The following is a 16,906-nucleotide window of genomic DNA, read 5'->3' as shown; positions in this document are numbered from 1 at the left end:
GCCTATCATCATAAGGACAGACTGGCCGTTACCGGCAGCGCGGCCCCTGCAAGAGCCAGTTCCGCTTCACAGACTTCGAACCACAGGATGGTGCTTCGATGAGTCGTCTGTCCGTGACGTCTGCTTACATTGCATTGACGTGCGTGGCCACGCTCGCGCCGGTGCTGACCAGCGTGTACGCCGCGCGCGAGAATGCGCTCGCGCGAGCGCAGCGCGACCTTCAGCAATTCGCCGGCAACGCGATCATCCGCTCGGAGCTGGTCAGCTATCAGGCATTCACCGCCGTTGCGGACATCGAACGGATTCCGGGCGACAAATGCTCTGCTGAGCACGCGGACGCGCTGCGCCGGATCGCGTTCAGCTACCGGTATGTGCAGGATGCGGGCGCGTATGGCGGCGGCATCTACCGGTGTTCGGCGCTGCTCGAAGATGTCGCGATACAACGGCGCGCGCTGCCGGAGCCGGACTGGCGCAGCGCGGATGGTTTTCTCGTCTGGTTTCATCAGAAAGTGCCGCTCGATGTCGCGCGCGAAACGCTCGTGATCGGCCGCAACGGAAGTTATGTCTCGGTCGATCCGCAGTCGTACGTCGATGTGATCGATCCGGCGGGCCGGCCGATCGCGGTCGTCAATGTCGACGCCGGCAAGGTGTTCGCCGTGTCGTCGGGCGGGGATGCCGACGAAATGCTCGACGCGTGGCGGCGCGCAGGCAAGGTCGACAACACGGACTGGCTCTATGCGGTCGCGCACTCCTCGACGCGACCGCTCGGTGTCGTCGTCAAATCGCATCGGCCGCGGATCTTCGGCGAGTGGAGCACCTTGCTCGCGGGATGGCTGTCGGCGGGCATTGTCGTCGGTGCTACGCTTGGATGGCTGTCGTTGAGGCTGTTGTCGCATGAGCGGTCGCTGCCTGCGAGGCTCGAGCGTGCGATCCGGCGCGGACAGATCGATGTGCACTACCAGCCGGTGATCAGACTGCGGGACCGCGTATGCATCGGTGTCGAGGCGCTCGCAAGGTGGCGTCTCGACGGACGCATGATCGCACCGGACCAGTTCGTGCCGGTCGCCGAGGAGCGCGGGCTGATTCAGCCTTTGACGGACCTCGTGCTGAAAAAGGCGCTGCAGGACCTCGGCGCGCTGCTGCGCGCGAATTCCGCATTTCACGTGTCGCTGAATGTCGGCGCCGCGGATCTGCAAACGGATCGCTTTTTGCGCGTGCTCGGCGGCGCTCTCGCGGGCAGCGGCATTCGCGCGCACCAGGTGTGCATCGAGGCCACCGAGCGCAGCTTTCTCGATGCCGAGGCGACGCGACAGACCATCGCCGCGTTCCGCGGCGCCGGCCACCCGGTGCATATCGACGACTTCGGGACCGGTTATTCGAGTCTTGCTTATCTGCAGAATTTCCGCGTCGACGTGCTGAAAATCGATAAATCGTTCATTGACAAGATTGCCCATGATGCGGCGTCGAGCATCGTTGCGCCGCACATCATCGCGATGGCGCACGCGCTGGGTGTCGAGATCGTCGCGGAAGGCATCGAGCACGAATCGCAGGCCGATTATCTGCGGCAGCGCGGCGTGCAATACGGACAAGGGTGGCTGTTTGCGAAGGCGTTGTCCGCGGGCGCGCTCGCCGAATACCTGCGCGCGCAGGCGGCGAATGCGGATGCGCCGCGTGCGCCTGCGACCACCGCGTGAGCCGCGCACGATCCGTTGCATGCGGCGCGACTCACGCGACAGGTTGCTGCGTTACGTTCAGGCCGGCGCGGTAAGGCCGGCGCATTGAGGCCCACTCATTGAGGCGCGCTCATTGAGGCGCGCTCATCAAGCCCGCTCATTCAAGCCTGCTCAATGAGGCCCGTCCAGCCGCGTCAGTCCGGCGTGATGTTCGCCGAATTTGCCGGCGGCGCTGCGAGCGGCGTTCCGGTGTCCGAGTCGAGGAACAGCGTCGGCGCTTTGCCGGTGCTGCCCGAAAAGTCGAACATGCTCATGATCGAGCCGGCCGTCGCATCGAACGACCCCTGGCCGATCCGTTGTGACTGCAACCAGTTGTCTTCGATAAAGCGCACCACCGACGCCTGGCTGATCGGCGTGTCGTCGACGAAGTTGGTCTTCGCCCACGGCGAGATCACGAGGAACGGAATGCGCGTGCCGGGACCGCAACGGCCGTTGACGGGGCCGCCGTTCACGCCGCCCGGCTGCGGTACGCCCGATGCGGTGCAGGTGCCCGTACCGTTGAGCTGATCGTCGAGCGAATCAAACGATGAACTGGTCGGCGTGGCGAAACGATGGTCGTACCAGCCGTCCGAGTCGTCGTAGGTGACGATCACCGCGGTGCTGTTCCAGTCCGGCTGCTGTTGGAGGAAGTTGATCACCTGCGTGACGAATGCCTGCTCGTCGAGCGGATCCGAGTTGCCCGGGTGGGCATCTTCGAATGCCGGCGCCTTCAGATAAGACACCGAAGGGAAGTTGCCCTGCTCGACCGCCGCGAAGAAATCGTCGGTGTCGTATTCGTGATTCGCCGGGTCCGGCGTCTGACCGTCTGCTTCGGTGCTGAAGCCGATCGCCTGAATCGAGCTCGGCCGTGCGTGCGTCGGATTCGCCGTCGACGGATAGTACTGGAACCAGTTGTGGTGTTGCGTATAGTCGCCGGGCGACGAGTTCAGCACGCTCGAAAAGTGGCTGCGGTTGCAACCGGTCGAGCCGTTCGGGTTGACCGTCAGCAGATTGAAGCCGCCCATAAAGCCGCCCCATGTGATGTTCGCGGCGGAGAGCAGCGTGCCGATGTTCTTGTTCGTGGCGGAAAAGCCGACCGTCGTCGAGCTCGAACAAACGTCGCCGGTCGGGTCGCCGTCGCCAATCAGCGTCAGCCCGCCTTCGGTGTCGCGCGCGAGCGTGCCCAACGCGACCGTCGGCAGCGGGCCGGTCGGCGGGATGAGCGACGCTTCGGCCGCCGGCAGCACGACGCCGTCGGTCTGGCCGGAAATCACCTCGATCGCGCCCGGTGTCGACGGACCATACGTATCGGTGTACGCGTTGTCGTTCAGCGCAAAGTGCTGCGCGTAGTTCCACATCGCGGTCACGGTATTGCCGTCGAAGTAACCCATCACCTGGCCTGCGGTGCCGAATGCGCCGGCGCCGTTTGTCGTGCCCTTGCCGGTGAACTTCGGGAATGCATCGGCGAGACCGTTGTCGTACGCCTGCTGTTCGGCGGTGTAGCCGTGATTCTGGTCGGAGGTGTTGGCCTGCGCGCGATCGAGACGGAACGGCCCGACGTTGGCCGGCGGCGTCAGCGCCGCGTTGAGCGGATTCGTCGCGTTCGGATTGTTGTTGATCAAGGCCGGCGTCAGTCCGTTGACCGCGGGCGTGTTCGCCGCCGCATTGAACATCGGCTCGCCGGACGGGTTCGCCGCGACCGGATAGTGACCGAAGTAATGATCGAACGACACGTTCTCGCCGAAGATCACCACGAGGTGTTTGATCGGCGTCGCGGTCGGCAGCGCGTCCTGCAAGGATGCCTGCGGCGTGACAGCGGGCGTGGCCGGCGGCGAACTGCTGTTGTCGCTGCTGCCGCATGCGGCGAGCGCGAGCAACGACGCTGCGAGCGAAAGGGGTAGTACGGCTTGACGAAACATACGAAAAGGCTCCGCCTTCGGCTTGCCTTGCATGAAGGAAAGCCGGAAAGGAAAAAACAGATTGAGAGAATGGGGTGAGTGGTTGCCGGGATATCGGTCAACGGCGCCATTGAAACATCTGACGATTAAGAAACAGAGGCGGAATACTGACGTTATCGTTAATCAAACTTTCGTTTATCCGTCTGGCGCATGCCGGCATCTCGCGCGACGCTTTCAAATGGACCGGTGAGTGCGCGTGCGGCAGCCGCCTCGCGCGCGCGAAGCTGTGCTGCTTATAATGGGGCAGCGCATGTCGCGTGACGAAGCAATGCTTTTAATGTGGATGAGCATCATGACCGAGTTGCCGCTTAGCATGACTACACCGTTCCTGTCTCAGGACGCCGCCGTGTGGTTTTCCGTTTATGGTTTCGGCTGGGGCTATCGCGCGTATGCGCTGCCTCATGAGACGGTGTGCACACGTCTCGGTGCAGCCGATGCATCCGAGCATCAGATACGTCTTGCGTTCGAACTGGGCAAGCTGCGCATTCTGCGCGCGGTGGAACCATGCGGATCGAAGCCTTATGACGGCCAGCGTGTCGCGCTTGCGCCGGAGAAGCTTTAGTCGCGGCGGTAGCGCGGCGATCACATTCCACTACGACAATTTTTCGAGGCGGCGATGAGCCTGATCGATCATCTCGACCATCTGGTCATCACGTGCGTCGACGCGCAGGCGACGCAGGACTTCTATACGCGCGTGATGCGGATGCAACTCGAAACGTTCGGCAACGGCCGCGTCGCGTTCCGCTTCGGCAATCAGAAAATCAACCTGCACGTGCGCGGCAACGAATTCGAGCCGAAAGCCCATTTGCCGGTGCCGGGTGCGCTGGACCTGTGCTTTATCGCGTCGGTGCCGCTCGATCAGGTGATCGCGCATCTTGCCGCTTGCGACTGGCCGATTATCGAAGGGCCGGTCGAGCGGACTGGCGCGACGCAGAAGATCCGCTCGGTCTATCTGCGCGATCCGGATTTGAACCTGATCGAGCTCTCTGAGCTGATTGATTGAGACGACTGCGCGCGGTTGCGATTGTTGAAGCAACCGGAATGAAATTGCCCAGCCTCATCTAACGATCTTTCCGCTCGAATGAAAGATGATTGAGCCGTCACGCCGCACAGGACGCGCTCATGAACTCTATTCTTTCCGCTCGACGCGCTTGCATCGCGGACCTGCTCGCGAGGTCGAGGCGCCGATGACCCGATTCCTCTTTTTCGCAGGCACCGTGTCGCTGGTGCTGCTCGTCCTCGCCGCCGCATGCGACAGCGGTCAATCGCGCGCGGCTGCGGCGCGCGCATCGGAGAACCCGGCCATGAAACCCTCGGTGACCTATCTGCACCTGTTGCGCAAGACGCCGTTTTTCACGAGCTTGAACACCGCGCAATTGCGCTGGACCATCGAGCATTCGCGCGAATGGGAAGCGCAGGGCGGCACGGTGATCGTTGATTGCGCAACGAGCAAACCGAAGGACGACTTCTGGATTTTGCTCGACGGCGGCTGGCAGGTCGAGACCGGCGGACATATCTATCCGTCCGGCCACGCGGACCCGGGCAAATGGTTCAGCGCCGCGCAGGCGACGAACGGAGATTGCCGGCTCATTGCGACTGAGCACAGCTACGTGATGCACATCACCCGTGCCGATATGGACGACATGCTGTCGCGCGGTTTTCCGTTCGATGCGCATCTGAATGCGGGGCGCGCGTTTTACCGTGAGGTGTTCGGGGCGGACGCTGCGCAGCGTTGAATTTCACCGTCACCCCTGCCAATGCCAGTCCCGAATCTCCTCGCGATCGATCCCCTCCGTGTGCGCATAATTCAGATGATCGATCTTCTGATCGCGCAGCCACTCTTTCGCGTGATCGCCCATGCCGCGCAGACGCGGCACCCGGTCGATCGCATCGATCGCGAGCGTGAACCGGTCGATGCCGTTGATGATCGCAAGCTCGAGCGGCGTATTGATGTTGCCTTTTTCCGCATAGCCATGCACGTGAATGTTCTCGTGATTCGTGCGCTTATAAGTGAGCTTGTGCACCAGCGTCGCATACGAATGGAAATTGAAGATCACCGGCTTGTTCGTCGTAAACAGCGAATCGAAGTCCCGCGCGGACAGTCCATGCGGATGCTCGGTGTCAGGCATCAACCTGAACAGATCCACCACATTGACGAAGCGGATCTTCAGATCGTCAAACATCCCCTTCAGTATATCGACCGCGGCGAGCGCTTCCATGGTCGCGATGTCGCCCGCGCAGGCGATCACCACGTCCGGCTCGGCATGCTGATCGGTCGACGCCCAGTCCCAGATGCCGATGCCTTTCGTACAGTGCGCAATAGCCGCATTCATGTCCAGATACTGCAAATGCGGCTGCTTGTCCGCCACGATCACGTTCACATAGTCGCGTGAACGCAGGCAGTGGTCGGCGACGCTCAGCAGGCAGTTCGCATCGGGCGGCAGGTAGATGCGCACGACGTCCGGGCTCTTGTTCGTCACGACGTCGAGAAAGCCCGGGTCCTGGTGCGTAAAGCCGTTATGGTCCTGGCGCCAGACGAGCGACGTGATCAGCAGGTTCAACGCCGGCACCGGCTGCCGCCAGCGCAACTCGCGCTTCGCTTTTTCGAGCCACTTCGCGTGCTGGTTGAACATCGAGTCGATCACATGCACGAACGCCTCGTAAGTCGCAAAGAGGCCGTGGCGGCCGGTCAGCGTGTAGCCTTCCAGCCAGCCCTCGAGCGTATGCTCGCTCAACATCTCCATCACGCGACCGTCGATGGACAACTCGCCGCCGTCGGCGTCGCTTTCTTCGGTCTCGGCAAGCCAGGTCTTCTTCGACGCTTCGTAAATCGCCGTGAGTTTGTTGCTCGCGGTCTCGTCGGGGCCGAATACGCGGAACGTCGTCATGTTCCGGCGCATCACATCACGCAGGAATTTGCCGAGCACGTCGGTCGGCGACACATATTCGCTGGCCGGTTTCTTCACCGCGACCGCGTAGTCCTGGAATTTCGGCAAGTCGAGCGCCTTGCACAGCGCGCCGCCATTCGCGTGCGGATTCGCGCTGATCCGGCGCGTGCCTTGCGGCGAAAGTGCGCGCAATTCCTCGACGAGGCGTCCGGACGCATCGAAGAGCGTCTCGGGTTGATAGCTTTTCAACCACGCTTCGACAAGCCGCAGGCTTTCGCGGTGCGTGGCCGGGTCCGCGATCGGCACCTGGTGCGCGCGCCACGATCCTTCCACCTTATGGCCGCCGACTTCGCGCGGTCCGGTCCAGCCCTTCGGCGTACGCAGCACGATCATCGGCCAGCGCGGGCGCTGGCGTACGCCTTGCGTGCGCGCGTTGCGCTGGATCGTCTGGATTTCGTCGAGACAGCGATCGAGCGTCGCGGCCATCTTCTGATGCATCGTGTCCGGGTCGTCGCCTTCGACGAAGTAGGGCTTGTGACCATAGCCGGTCATCAGCGCTTCGAGTTCGTCATGCGGAATGCGCGCGAGGATCGTCGGATTCGCGATCTTGTAGCCGTTCAGATGCAGCACCGGCAGCACCGCGCCGTCGTGTACCGGATTGAGAAATTTGTTCGAATGCCACGACGTCGCAAGCGGCCCGGTTTCCGCTTCGCCGTCGCCGACCATCGCGGCGACGATCAGGTCAGGATTGTCGAACGCCGCGCCGTACGCATGCGACAGGCTGTAACCGAGTTCACCGCCTTCGTGGATCGAGCCCGGCGTTTCGGGTGTGCAATGCGAGCCGACACCGCCCGGAAACGAAAATAGCCGGAACAGCTGCGCCATCCCTTCCTCGGTTTCGCTGCGGTCCGGATAGACCTCCGAGTAGCGGCCTTCGAGGTAACTGTGCGCGAGTGTCGCGGGCGCGCCGTGACCGGGGCCCGAGATAAAGATGACGTTCAGATCGCGTTGTTTGATCGCGCGATTCAGATGCACGAGCAGAAAGCTTTGCCCCGGATCGGACCCCCAGTGGCCGAGCAGACGCCGTTTGATGTGCTCTGCCGCAAGCGGCTTGCGCAGCAGCGGATTCTCGCGCAGGTAAATCATGCCGGCGGACAGATAGTTGCAGGCCCGCCAGTACCGGTCCATGTTGCGCAATTGTTCGGACTGCAGCGGGGCTTGTGCGAGAGGAGCGTCGGCCATGGGAGAGAGCCTCCGGGTGCGGGTGTCGCGACGCAGGAACGCGCGGCAATGCGTCGCGGATGACGTCAGGCAGCGCCGCCGCGAGGCTCGCGACGCTGGGCGAGTTACCTATCATAGGATGCGCATCGCGATTTTTCGACCGCCATGCACGCCGTTTCATGATCTCGCGCAGGCTGTGCAAATGGCACGACCGCCCGCGCGAAGCGAAACGATGCGCGGCCACGCGATAGGGCGCGTGCGGCGCGCGGCATGCGTATGACGCACGCCGCGCATGCCGCGTCCTTCATGCACGTTCGGCACGTTACGCATTCAGATAGATCGTCTTCGTGCGCACATACGCTTCGAGGCCATACTTGCCGTCTTCACCGCCGAGGCCGCTGTCGCCATAGCCGTGATGGAAACCCTGCGGCGCTTCGCCCAGCGTACGGTTCACATAAATCTCACCGAAGTTCAGTTCGGCCGACGTGCGCATCAGCACACCGAGGTCTTTCGTAAACAGATACGCGGAGAGGCCGTAGTTGGAATCGTTCGCGAACTTCAATGCCTCGTCGAAGTTGCGGATCTTCAGCACCGACACGACCGGCCCGAACACTTCGGCGCGCACGATATCCATCTGATGCGTAATGCCGGTCAGGAGCGTCGGCTGATAGAAATGGCCGAGGTCGTACAGGCCGCCGGTGAGCCGGCCGCCGCCCAGCTGCACTTTCGCGCCTTGCTGCACGGCTTGCGCGACCATCGCGTCGACCTTGTCCACTTCCACCTTGCTGACCTTCGGCCCCATGTCGGTGTGCTCGTCGAGCGGGTCGCCGACCTTCATCGCCTTGATCTTCTGCGTGACGAGTTCGAGGAAGCGGTCGTACACGGCCTCGTGCACGTAGGTGCGCTCGTTGCTGGTGCAGACCTGGCCCGCGTTCAGAAAGCGCGCGTCGACAGCGGCGCTCGCCGCCAGTTCGAGGTCGGCATCTTCCAGCACGATAAACGGCGCCTTGCCGCCCAGTTCGAGCCGGACTTCCTTCAGCGTCGGTGCGGCGGCGGCCATGATCTGCTTGCCGGCCCGCGTGCTGCCGGTCATCGTGATCAGCTTGACGGTGGGGTTCGTGACGAGCCGTTCGCCGGTGCGGATTCCGCCAGTCACGATATTCACGACGCCCGCCGGAATGCCCGCTTCCGCGATCAGCTTGCCGATTTCGAGCGACGTGACCGGCGTCAGCTCATGCGGTTTCAGCACGATCGTGTTGCCGGCCGCGATTGCCGGCGCGACCTTGCGCGCGAGCAGCGCGGCCGGAAAATTCCACGCGGTGATGCCGCCGATCACGCCATGCGGCTGCTTTTCGATCAGGATTTTTTCGCCGGGGCGGCTGCCCGGCACGATGTCGCCTTCGATACGGCGCGCGTTTTCGGCGGCAAAGCGCACCAGTTCGATCGCGAAGTCGATTTCGCCGCGGGCTTCGCGGATCGGCTTGCCGACTTCCAGCGTGAGCAGGCGCGCGAGGCGCTCGCGCTCGCGCTGCAGCAGCACGTTCAGGCGCAGCAGGCCATCCGCACGCTCGAGCGCGGTGCGCCGGCTCCATGCGGGAAACGCGGCCTGCGCCGCATCGACCGCGCGATCGACGTCGGCGTCGGTCGCGTCGGCAACGGTGGCGACCGTTTCGCCGGTGGCGGGGCTGCGAATCGTCAGGCGTTCGCCGCCCTTCGACTGCACCCAGTCGCCGTTGATAAAAAGCGAATACTGTTGGGTCGAACTCATGCGTAGTCACCTTTGGCTAAGAGGTTGTCGCCTCGCGCGCGGCGCTTGCAAAGCCCGCTCGGAACGTCAGCCATGAAAGCCGGCCGATGAAAGCCCGTTGTCATGCCTGCCGGGATGTGTGATGCGCGTGGCGTGCATTCGATGCAAGCGCATCGAATGCGATCGATAGACCGCGCGGCGCCGCAATTGTTGCGACCAATTCGGGCAACAATCGATGCACGAAACCGCGCCGACGCACATGCTTTGCGCCGCCTGAGGCTGCCCGCACGGTACACAGAAGCTATTTCAAAATGGTACTCTCGCCCCCGAACCCGCGTTTTGGGCGTGACCGCGCCCGCCCACGCGCGGCGCCGTCGGCCATACCGGGCCGTTCGTGTGCCGTAAATGAAAGGTTCAGGCATCGCTTCGATCTGCCGGGAACGCTCATTGCCTGTCGCGGATGACCGGCTTCCGCGGCGCGTGCGGGCAGGGCGGACGCTCGCGGCCGTCCGTTCGGTTCGCGCCTTGCAAACCTATATTCGAAAGGAAACTTGCATATGTTGAACAAGCCCACGCTTTCCGTCGCTGAGACGACGCGCATTCTGGACGCAGCCCGCGCCGAGGCCGAAAAGAACAACTGGGCGGTGACGATCTCGATCGTCGACGACGGCGGCCATCCGCTCGCACTCCTGCGCCTCGACGGCTGCCCGCCGATGAGCGGCTATATCGCGACCGAAAAGGCCCGCACCGCCGCGCTCGGGCGCCGCGAGTCGAAGCAGTTCGAGGACATGATCAACGGCGGGCGCACCGCGTTTCTCAGCGTGCCGTTCGCGGGCACGCTCGAAGGCGCGGTGCCGGTCGTCGTCGACGGTCAGGTGGCCGGCGCCGTCGGCGTGTCCGGCGTCAAGGCATCGGAAGACGCGCAAATCGCCCGCGCCGGCGCACAAAGCGTCGCGAAGTGACGGGATCGCGCCCAGCCCGCGCGCCGTCGTTTCATGCTGTGGATTACTGCCTAACCCATTCGCCCCAACGAATCAGCTGAAGGATGTACCGATAATGACTCAGATGAAGATGATTCAGCGCGGCGGCCTGCAAGTGGCCGCCACACTCGACCAGTTCATTGAAACCGAAGCCCTGCCGGGCACCGGCGTCGACAGCGCCGCGTTCTGGGCCGGCTTCGACAAGCTGGTGCATGACCTCGCGCCGAAGAACCGCGCGCTGCTCGCCGAGCGCGAGCGTCTGCAACGCGAGCTCGACACGTGGCACCGCGCGCATCCGGGACCGGTGCGCGACGCGCATGCGTACCGCGCATTTCTGGAAGACATCGGCTATATCGTGTCGCCGCCGTCGCGCGTGCAGGCGAGCACGGACCAGGTCGACACCGAAATCGCCGAGCAGGCGGGCCCGCAACTCGTCGTGCCGCTGTCGAATGCGCGCTATGCGCTGAACGCGGCGAACGCACGCTGGGGCAGCCTGTATGACGCGCTGTACGGCACCGATGCGATTGCCGAAACCGACGGCGCGGAAAAGACCGCGGGCTTCAATCCGGTGCGCGGCGCCCGCGTGATCGCGCGCGCCCGCGCATTCCTCGATCAGGCCGCGCCGCTCGCGAACGGTTCGCACGCCGATGCGACGCGCTATGCGATTGAAGGCGGCAAGCTCGTCGTCAAGTTGAAGAGCGGTAGCAGCGCGCTGCGCGACCCGGCGCAGTTCGCCGGGTTCGTGGGCGACGCCGCGGCGCCGTCCGCCGTGCTGCTCAAGCACCACGGCCTGCACTTCGAAGTGCAGATCGATGCGGCCGATTCGATCGGCAAGACGGATGCCGCGCATGTGAAGGACGTGCTCGTCGAAGCGGCGGTCACGACCATCATCGACTGCGAAGACTCGGTCGCCGCGGTCGACGCCGACGACAAGGTCGAGCTCTACCGCAACTGGCTCGGCCTGATGAACGGCACGCTCACCGAACAGGTGAACAAGGGCGGCAAGACGTTTACGCGCCGGCTGAACGAGGACCGCGAGTACCGCCGCGCGGATGGCTCGAAGCTGACGCTGCATGGCCGCTCGCTGCTTTTTATCCGCAACGTCGGCCATCTGATGACGAACCCGGCGGTACGCGATCGCGACGGCAACGAGATTCCGGAAGGCATCCTCGACGGGATGGTCACGACGCTGTGCGCGCTGCACGACCGCCCGCATCAGCTGAATTCGCGCACCGGCTCGATTTATATCGTGAAGCCGAAGATGCACGGCCCGGATGAAGTCGCGTTCGCCAACGAGCTGTTCGGCCGCGTCGAAGACGTGCTGGGCCTCTCGCGCAACACGCTGAAGATGGGCATCATGGATGAAGAGCGCCGCACCAGCGTGAATTTGCTTGCGTGTATCGCGCAAGCGTCGGCGCGCGTGGCGTTTATCAACACGGGCTTCCTCGATCGCACCGGCGACGAGATGCATACGTCGATGGAAGCGGGCGCGATGCTGCGCAAGGGCGATATGAAGTCGACCGCGTGGATTGCCGCGTATGAGCGCAGCAATGTGCTGGCCGGCCTCGCGGCGGGTCTGCGCGGCCGTGCGCAGATCGGCAAGGGCATGTGGGCGATGCCGGACCTGATGGCCGCAATGCTCGAGCAGAAGGTCGCGCATCCGAAGGCGGGCGCCAACACCGCGTGGGTGCCGTCGCCGACGGCCGCGACGCTGCATGCGCTGCACTATCACCAGGTCGACGTGCAGGCGGTCCAGCAACAGCTCGAGCGCACCGCTTACGCAAGCGTGCGCGATGAACTTCTGGCTGGCCTGCTGACGGTGCCGGTGGTCGAAAAAGCGAAGTGGAGCGCCGACGAGATTCGCCAGGAACTCGACAACAACGCGCAGGGCATTCTCGGCTATGTGGTGCGCTGGATCGACCAGGGCGTGGGCTGTTCGAAGGTGCCCGACATCAACAACGTCGGCCTGATGGAAGACCGCGCGACGCTGCGCATCTCGAGCCAGCACATCGCAAACTGGCTGCATCACGGTGTCGTGACGCGCGAGCAGGTCGAGGACACGTTCCGCCGGATGGCGAAGGTCGTCGATCAGCAGAACGCCGGCGATCCGCACTACCAGCCGATGGCGCCGGACTACGACGCATCGCTCGCGTTCAAGGCCGCATGCGCGCTGGTGTTCGAAGGGCGTGAACAGCCGAGCGGTTACACCGAGCCGCTGTTGCACAAGTTCCGTCTCGAACTGAAGGCGAAGGGCTGATCGGGCATTGCCTTGCGTGAAGCGCGCATCGGCCGGGGTTGCCGGCGGATGCGCGCGGCGCGCTTAAAGTCCGCGCTTCACGTCCGTGCTTCACATCCGCGCCTCACATCTCCGCCCTACATCCTCGCTTCGCATCCTCGCTGCAAATTTTCACTTCGTATCCTCATCATGCCACCAGTTCGACGTCGTAGCGCTCGAGCCAGTCGATCAGCGCCAGCGTGTGATCGAGGTCGCTCCTGTCCCAGTTGATGCTGACGTCCGCGAGCGGTTTATCGATCAGGCCGCGTAACGCGTGCTGATCGAACATGCGCCGCACACGCGGTGAAGGATGCTCGAGCAGCGCGGCCATTCGTTGCTGCAGCAACCGTTCATACGCCGGATCCTGCGTCGCCGGATACGCGCTCTTCGAGCGTTTCAGAATCGCGTCGGGCACCACATCCGCGCAGGCGGCGCGCAGCAGGCTCTTTTCGCGTCCGTCGAAGGTTTTCATGCTCCACGGCGTGTCGAACACATACTGCACCAGTTCATGGTCGCAAAACGGCACGCGCACTTCGAGGCCGAGCGCCATGCTGACGCGGTCCTTGCGATCGAGCAGCATCGGCAGCCAGCTCGTCAGGCCCAGATACGAAAGCTCCCGCTTGCGTTTCGCGATGCCGGTTTCTCCGGGCAGCGCCGGCGCCGCGCGACAGAGTTGCGCGTGCATATCCGCCCAGTATTCGGGCAGGCGCAGCGCGTTGAACAGGTCCGGCGACAGCACGCGGCCCGGATCGGGGCGGCTTGCTTTCCATGGCAGTGTCGGCGCATCGTAAAGGTTCGGCAGGTGAAACCAGCGGTAACCGCCGAACACCTCGTCCGCCGCTTCCCCGGACAGCGCCACGGTGGAATCCTTGCGCACCGCTTCGAGCAGCAGATAGAGAGACGGACAGAGGTCGCTGCCGGCCTTCCAGCCCATATCGAACGCATTCACCACCGCGTGCCGGACCTCGGAGGAGCCGATCGTCGCGGCATCGAGCACGATCCCGGTATGTTGCGTGTGCAACTGGTCGACGAACGCGCGCACGAACGGCGCATCGGGTGCATCGCGCGCCATGTCTGCGTGAAACGGCACGCCGTGAGCGGCGAAATCGACCGAGTACGAGCGGATCGGCACGCCGTCGCGCTGTCGCACGATGCGGTCGGCCAGCGCGGTGATCGCGGACGAATCGAGACCGCCCGACAGCAGGCTGCACAGCGGCACGTCGGACACCGTTTGCTGCTGCATGATCCGCTCGAGATGCGCGCGTACGGTGCCGATCGTGACATCGAGCGAATCGGTGTGCTCGCGCGCTTCGAGTTTCCAGTAGCAGCGTTCGCTCAGGCCGTCGCGCGACACGCGCACGATATGACCGGGTTTCACTTCGAACATGCCGTCGTAGACCGCTTCGCCGGGTATCCGCGCGAACGTCAGCGCGCGCCGCAAACCGTCGAGCCCGACTCGCGCGCGCATCTCCGGGTGCGCGAGAATCGCCTTCGGCTCCGAGCCGAACAGCACGCCGCGGCCGTACGGTTGATAGAACAGCGGCTTGACGCCGAGCCGGTCGCGGATCAGCACCAGTTGCTGCTCGCGCAAGTCCCAGATCGCGCACGCGAACATGCCGGTGAACCGCTCCGCGCAGGCGTCGCCCCATTCGAGATACGCACGCAACACGACTTCGGTGTCGCTCTTCGTTCTGAATGCGTGACCGCGCTGCATCAGCGCGTCGCGCAGTTCGACAAAGTTGTAGACCTCGCCGCTGTAAGTGATACACGCGAGGGTCTTGCCGTCCGCGTCGGCGTACATCGGTTGAACGCCGCCTTCGAGATCGATAACCGACAGTCGCCGATGACCCAACGCGGCGTGCCGGTCGATCCAGATTCCCTGCGCATCGGGACCGCGCAGCGCCATGGTGTCCGTCATCGCCTGAATGACCGCGCGCTGGTCATTCAGATCGCGTTCGTAATCCACCCATCCTGCGATACCGCACATACTCTCTCCCTTGCAATCGAATCGTGAAGCGCGCGCGTACAGCCAGCGATCGCGCGATGCGCCGAGGTGAGCGCCGACGCGGCGTACGCCGCCCGCAGCAGGGGATAACGTCTATCGCGCCCGCAAATTCCGCGACGACGGATGGTTTGCGCGCGGCAGGACGACAGGCTTCGCACCATCGCGCGGTTCGTGCCAGCGCGGCACCGTTTCGCATGTTTCGCCACGGGGTAGTGCGCGCGCAAGCGATGATGGGGCATCGTCCACCGAAAGGGAGTCGCCATCATGATGCTGCGTCGAATCGTCGTTGCGGGAGCCTGCTTGCTGGTGCTGTCGGCGAGTCCGGCGGCGTTCGCGTCCGACCAGTCGGACGTGCTGCACCGGATGCAGCAGACCATCGACGAGGCCAACCGGAGTATCGATCCGCCGAAGCTCGCGGTGAACTTCACGCAGTCGGTCGTGCTGGTCGACGACCTCGCACCGTTCGTGTTTACGGGCGCGGCTGAAGACGCGCTGAGCACGTGGACGAAAGCGTACGAGGACGATGCCGAACAGACCGGCGTGACAAACTTTTCGATGCAACTGCTCAAGCCGCGGCAAATCGAAGTGAACGACACGCACGCGTATATCGTGCTGCCCGCCGTCTACCACTTCAAGCAGCACAACAAGGCATCGCGCGAGCGCGGGGTGATTACCGCGACGCTCGAGAAGGTCAACGGCACGTGGCTGATTTCCACGTGGTCGTGGGCGGGCGAATAGACGAGTCAGCCGCCTCGCCCATTTGTCAGGCGCGCATCAGCCCGTCGACCGGCCGGTGCGCCGTGGCCGTTTGCCCGAACAACGCCTGAGCGGTGCGTTGCGGATCGAGCCGCAAGCTTTCCGCCGCGGCGCCGGCAATCAGCGCGTCGAGCGCGGTGGTCGGTTTCAGGTCGCGCGCTTCGTACAGATCGGCCTGGCGCAGCCCCGGCCAGTCCGCGATCACGCGCCCGCCCGCAACCGCACCGCCGATCAGCATCGCGGCCGACGCCGTGCCGTGATCGGTGCCGCCGGTGCCGTTTTCGGCCGCGGTTCGTCCGAACTCGGTCGCCACCAGCACGGTCGTGTGCGCCCAGTGCGGGCCGAGTCCATCGCGTAGCGCCGCGAGCAGCGCGTCGAGGCCCTTGAGCGTCGTGGTCAGCCGTTGCGTTTGCGCGCTATGCGTGTCCCAGCCGGCGGTTTCGATCATCGCGATGCGCGGGCCGTCGTCGCGCGCGAGCAGCCCGGCCGCGAATTTGCCGAGCGTGCCCGCATCCTGACGCGCGCGCGTGTTCGCGTCGCCGCCGACCATCGCGCGCGTCGCGGTTGCCGCTTCCCATAGCGGCTGTAACTGCGCGTCGTGCTGATACAGCTGGGTGACGCGCATCAGCAGGTCGTCCTGCGCGGGCGGCAACGCCGAAGGCGCATACGACGTCACCGCGGTCCTGCCGCGCAGCGCCATCGGCACCGACGGCGCGAAGGCGATCGCATCGGGCCCCGGCGGCAGCAAGCCCGCGAGCCGGTTCAGCCATCCATCCTTTACCTGATACGGCGCGCTGCCGCCGGTTTCGAGCACGTTCTGGCCATCGAAGTGCGAGCGGTCGCGATACGGCGACGCGACCGCATGCACGAACAACGCTTCGCGTGCCGCATACATCCGTGCGGTTTCGACAAGCGCCGGATGCAGTGCGAACATTCCATCGAGCTTCGTCGCACCGGCTGGGTCCATCGCGAGCGAGCCGCGCAGCGGGGCATACGCGGGGTCGCCGTACGGCATCACGATGTTGAGCCCATCGGCTGCGCCGCGCTGGATCACGAACACGAAGCGGCGTTCGGTATCGGCGCGTGCGAATGCGAGGCGCGGTACGGCGAGCGGCGCGATCAGCAGCGCGCTTGCGCCGGCCGCGGCATGGATAAAACGACGGCGGGAAATCACCACGCTTACCTCCGCTGGAAATCGGGTGACACGAACAACAGCGCAAGTGCGGTCGACGCGCTTTCCGCACGCGATACCGCGCTTGCGGTCGGCGCGCTCAACGCGCCCGCGAACAGCTGCTCGCCGAGCGCGCGCGCGTCGAGCCGGTCGCCGACGCGCGACGCGAGCCGCTGCGCGAGCTCGACGCGGC

At 64.4% G+C, this 16,906-nt stretch carries 12 protein-coding genes and 1 pseudogene; 7 read left to right on the top strand and 6 right to left on the bottom strand.

Annotated features, from left to right (window positions below):
- Positions 1–98: 98 nt before the first annotated feature.
- On the top strand, positions 99–1,694 hold the full coding sequence (locus HV675_RS18355) for an EAL domain-containing protein (RefSeq protein WP_175112360.1): 1,596 nt from the start codon (positions 99–101) through the stop codon (positions 1,692–1,694).
- A 173-nt stretch (positions 1,695–1,867) separates the two neighbouring features.
- On the opposite strand, the gene HV675_RS18350 is transcribed toward HV675_RS18355, so the two are convergent.
- Positions 1,868–3,631, bottom strand: a complete 1,764-nt coding sequence (locus tag HV675_RS18350) for a phospholipase C (RefSeq protein WP_175112359.1) — start codon at positions 3,629–3,631, stop codon at positions 1,868–1,870.
- Between the two features lie 352 nt (positions 3,632–3,983).
- Here HV675_RS18350 and HV675_RS18345 point away from each other — a divergent pair, with 352 nt between their 5' ends.
- From HV675_RS18345 to HV675_RS18335, 3 genes are all read left to right on the top strand, one after another.
- Complete coding sequence (locus HV675_RS18345) at positions 3,984–4,232, top strand: hypothetical protein (protein WP_175112358.1); 249 nt, start codon at positions 3,984–3,986, stop codon at positions 4,230–4,232.
- 54 nt (positions 4,233–4,286) lie between these two features.
- Positions 4,287–4,673: a VOC family protein gene (locus HV675_RS18340; RefSeq protein ID WP_175112357.1), complete on the top strand. Its 387-nt coding sequence runs from the start codon at positions 4,287–4,289 to the stop codon at positions 4,671–4,673.
- A 184-nt stretch (positions 4,674–4,857) separates the two neighbouring features.
- Positions 4,858–5,406: a hypothetical protein gene (locus tag HV675_RS18335; protein WP_175112356.1), complete on the top strand. Its 549-nt coding sequence runs from the start codon at positions 4,858–4,860 to the stop codon at positions 5,404–5,406.
- A gap of 9 nt (positions 5,407–5,415) precedes the next feature.
- Here HV675_RS18335 and HV675_RS18330 read toward each other — a convergent pair whose 3' ends face one another.
- Positions 5,416–7,800 (bottom strand): phosphoketolase family protein, encoded by a 2,385-nt coding sequence (locus HV675_RS18330; protein WP_175112355.1) that lies wholly within the window; start codon positions 7,798–7,800, stop codon positions 5,416–5,418.
- Positions 7,801–8,101: 301 nt separating this feature from the next.
- Positions 8,102–9,547, bottom strand: coding sequence for an aldehyde dehydrogenase (aldA, locus tag HV675_RS18325; protein ID WP_175112354.1), 1,446 nt, complete (start codon positions 9,545–9,547; stop codon positions 8,102–8,104).
- A gap of 536 nt (positions 9,548–10,083) precedes the next feature.
- Between aldA and HV675_RS18320 the strand changes: the two genes are divergently transcribed.
- Complete coding sequence (locus HV675_RS18320; RefSeq protein WP_175112353.1) at positions 10,084–10,488, top strand: heme-binding protein; 405 nt, start codon at positions 10,084–10,086, stop codon at positions 10,486–10,488.
- A gap of 94 nt (positions 10,489–10,582) precedes the next feature.
- Entirely contained in the window at positions 10,583–12,763 is a 2,181-nt protein-coding gene (locus tag HV675_RS18315; protein ID WP_175112352.1) for a malate synthase G, read from the top strand.
- Between the two features lie 166 nt (positions 12,764–12,929).
- On the opposite strand, the gene asnB is transcribed toward HV675_RS18315, so the two are convergent.
- Entirely contained in the window at positions 12,930–14,768 is a 1,839-nt protein-coding gene (asnB, locus tag HV675_RS18310) for an asparagine synthase (glutamine-hydrolyzing) (protein WP_175112351.1), read from the bottom strand.
- 282 nt (positions 14,769–15,050) lie between these two features.
- Between asnB and HV675_RS18305 the strand changes: the two genes are divergently transcribed.
- The gene (locus HV675_RS18305) at positions 15,051–15,524 is read left to right on the top strand and encodes a hypothetical protein (protein WP_175112350.1); all 474 of its coding nucleotides are present in this window, start codon (positions 15,051–15,053) and stop codon (positions 15,522–15,524) included.
- A gap of 25 nt (positions 15,525–15,549) precedes the next feature.
- Here HV675_RS18305 and HV675_RS18300 read toward each other — a convergent pair whose 3' ends face one another.
- Together HV675_RS18300 and HV675_RS18295 are read right to left on the bottom strand one after the other, a co-directional pair.
- Complete coding sequence (locus tag HV675_RS18300; protein WP_175112425.1) at positions 15,550–16,716, bottom strand: DUF1501 domain-containing protein; 1,167 nt, start codon at positions 16,714–16,716, stop codon at positions 15,550–15,552.
- Positions 16,717–16,721: 5 nt separating this feature from the next.
- Positions 16,722–16,906, bottom strand: a pseudogene (locus tag HV675_RS18295) (DUF1800 domain-containing protein); the annotation flags it as partial.

This window comes from Paraburkholderia solisilvae (assembly GCF_902859875.1).
GTDB lineage: Bacteria > Pseudomonadota > Gammaproteobacteria > Burkholderiales > Burkholderiaceae > Paraburkholderia > Paraburkholderia solisilvae.
This window is presented reverse-complemented; position numbering and strand designations above follow the sequence as displayed.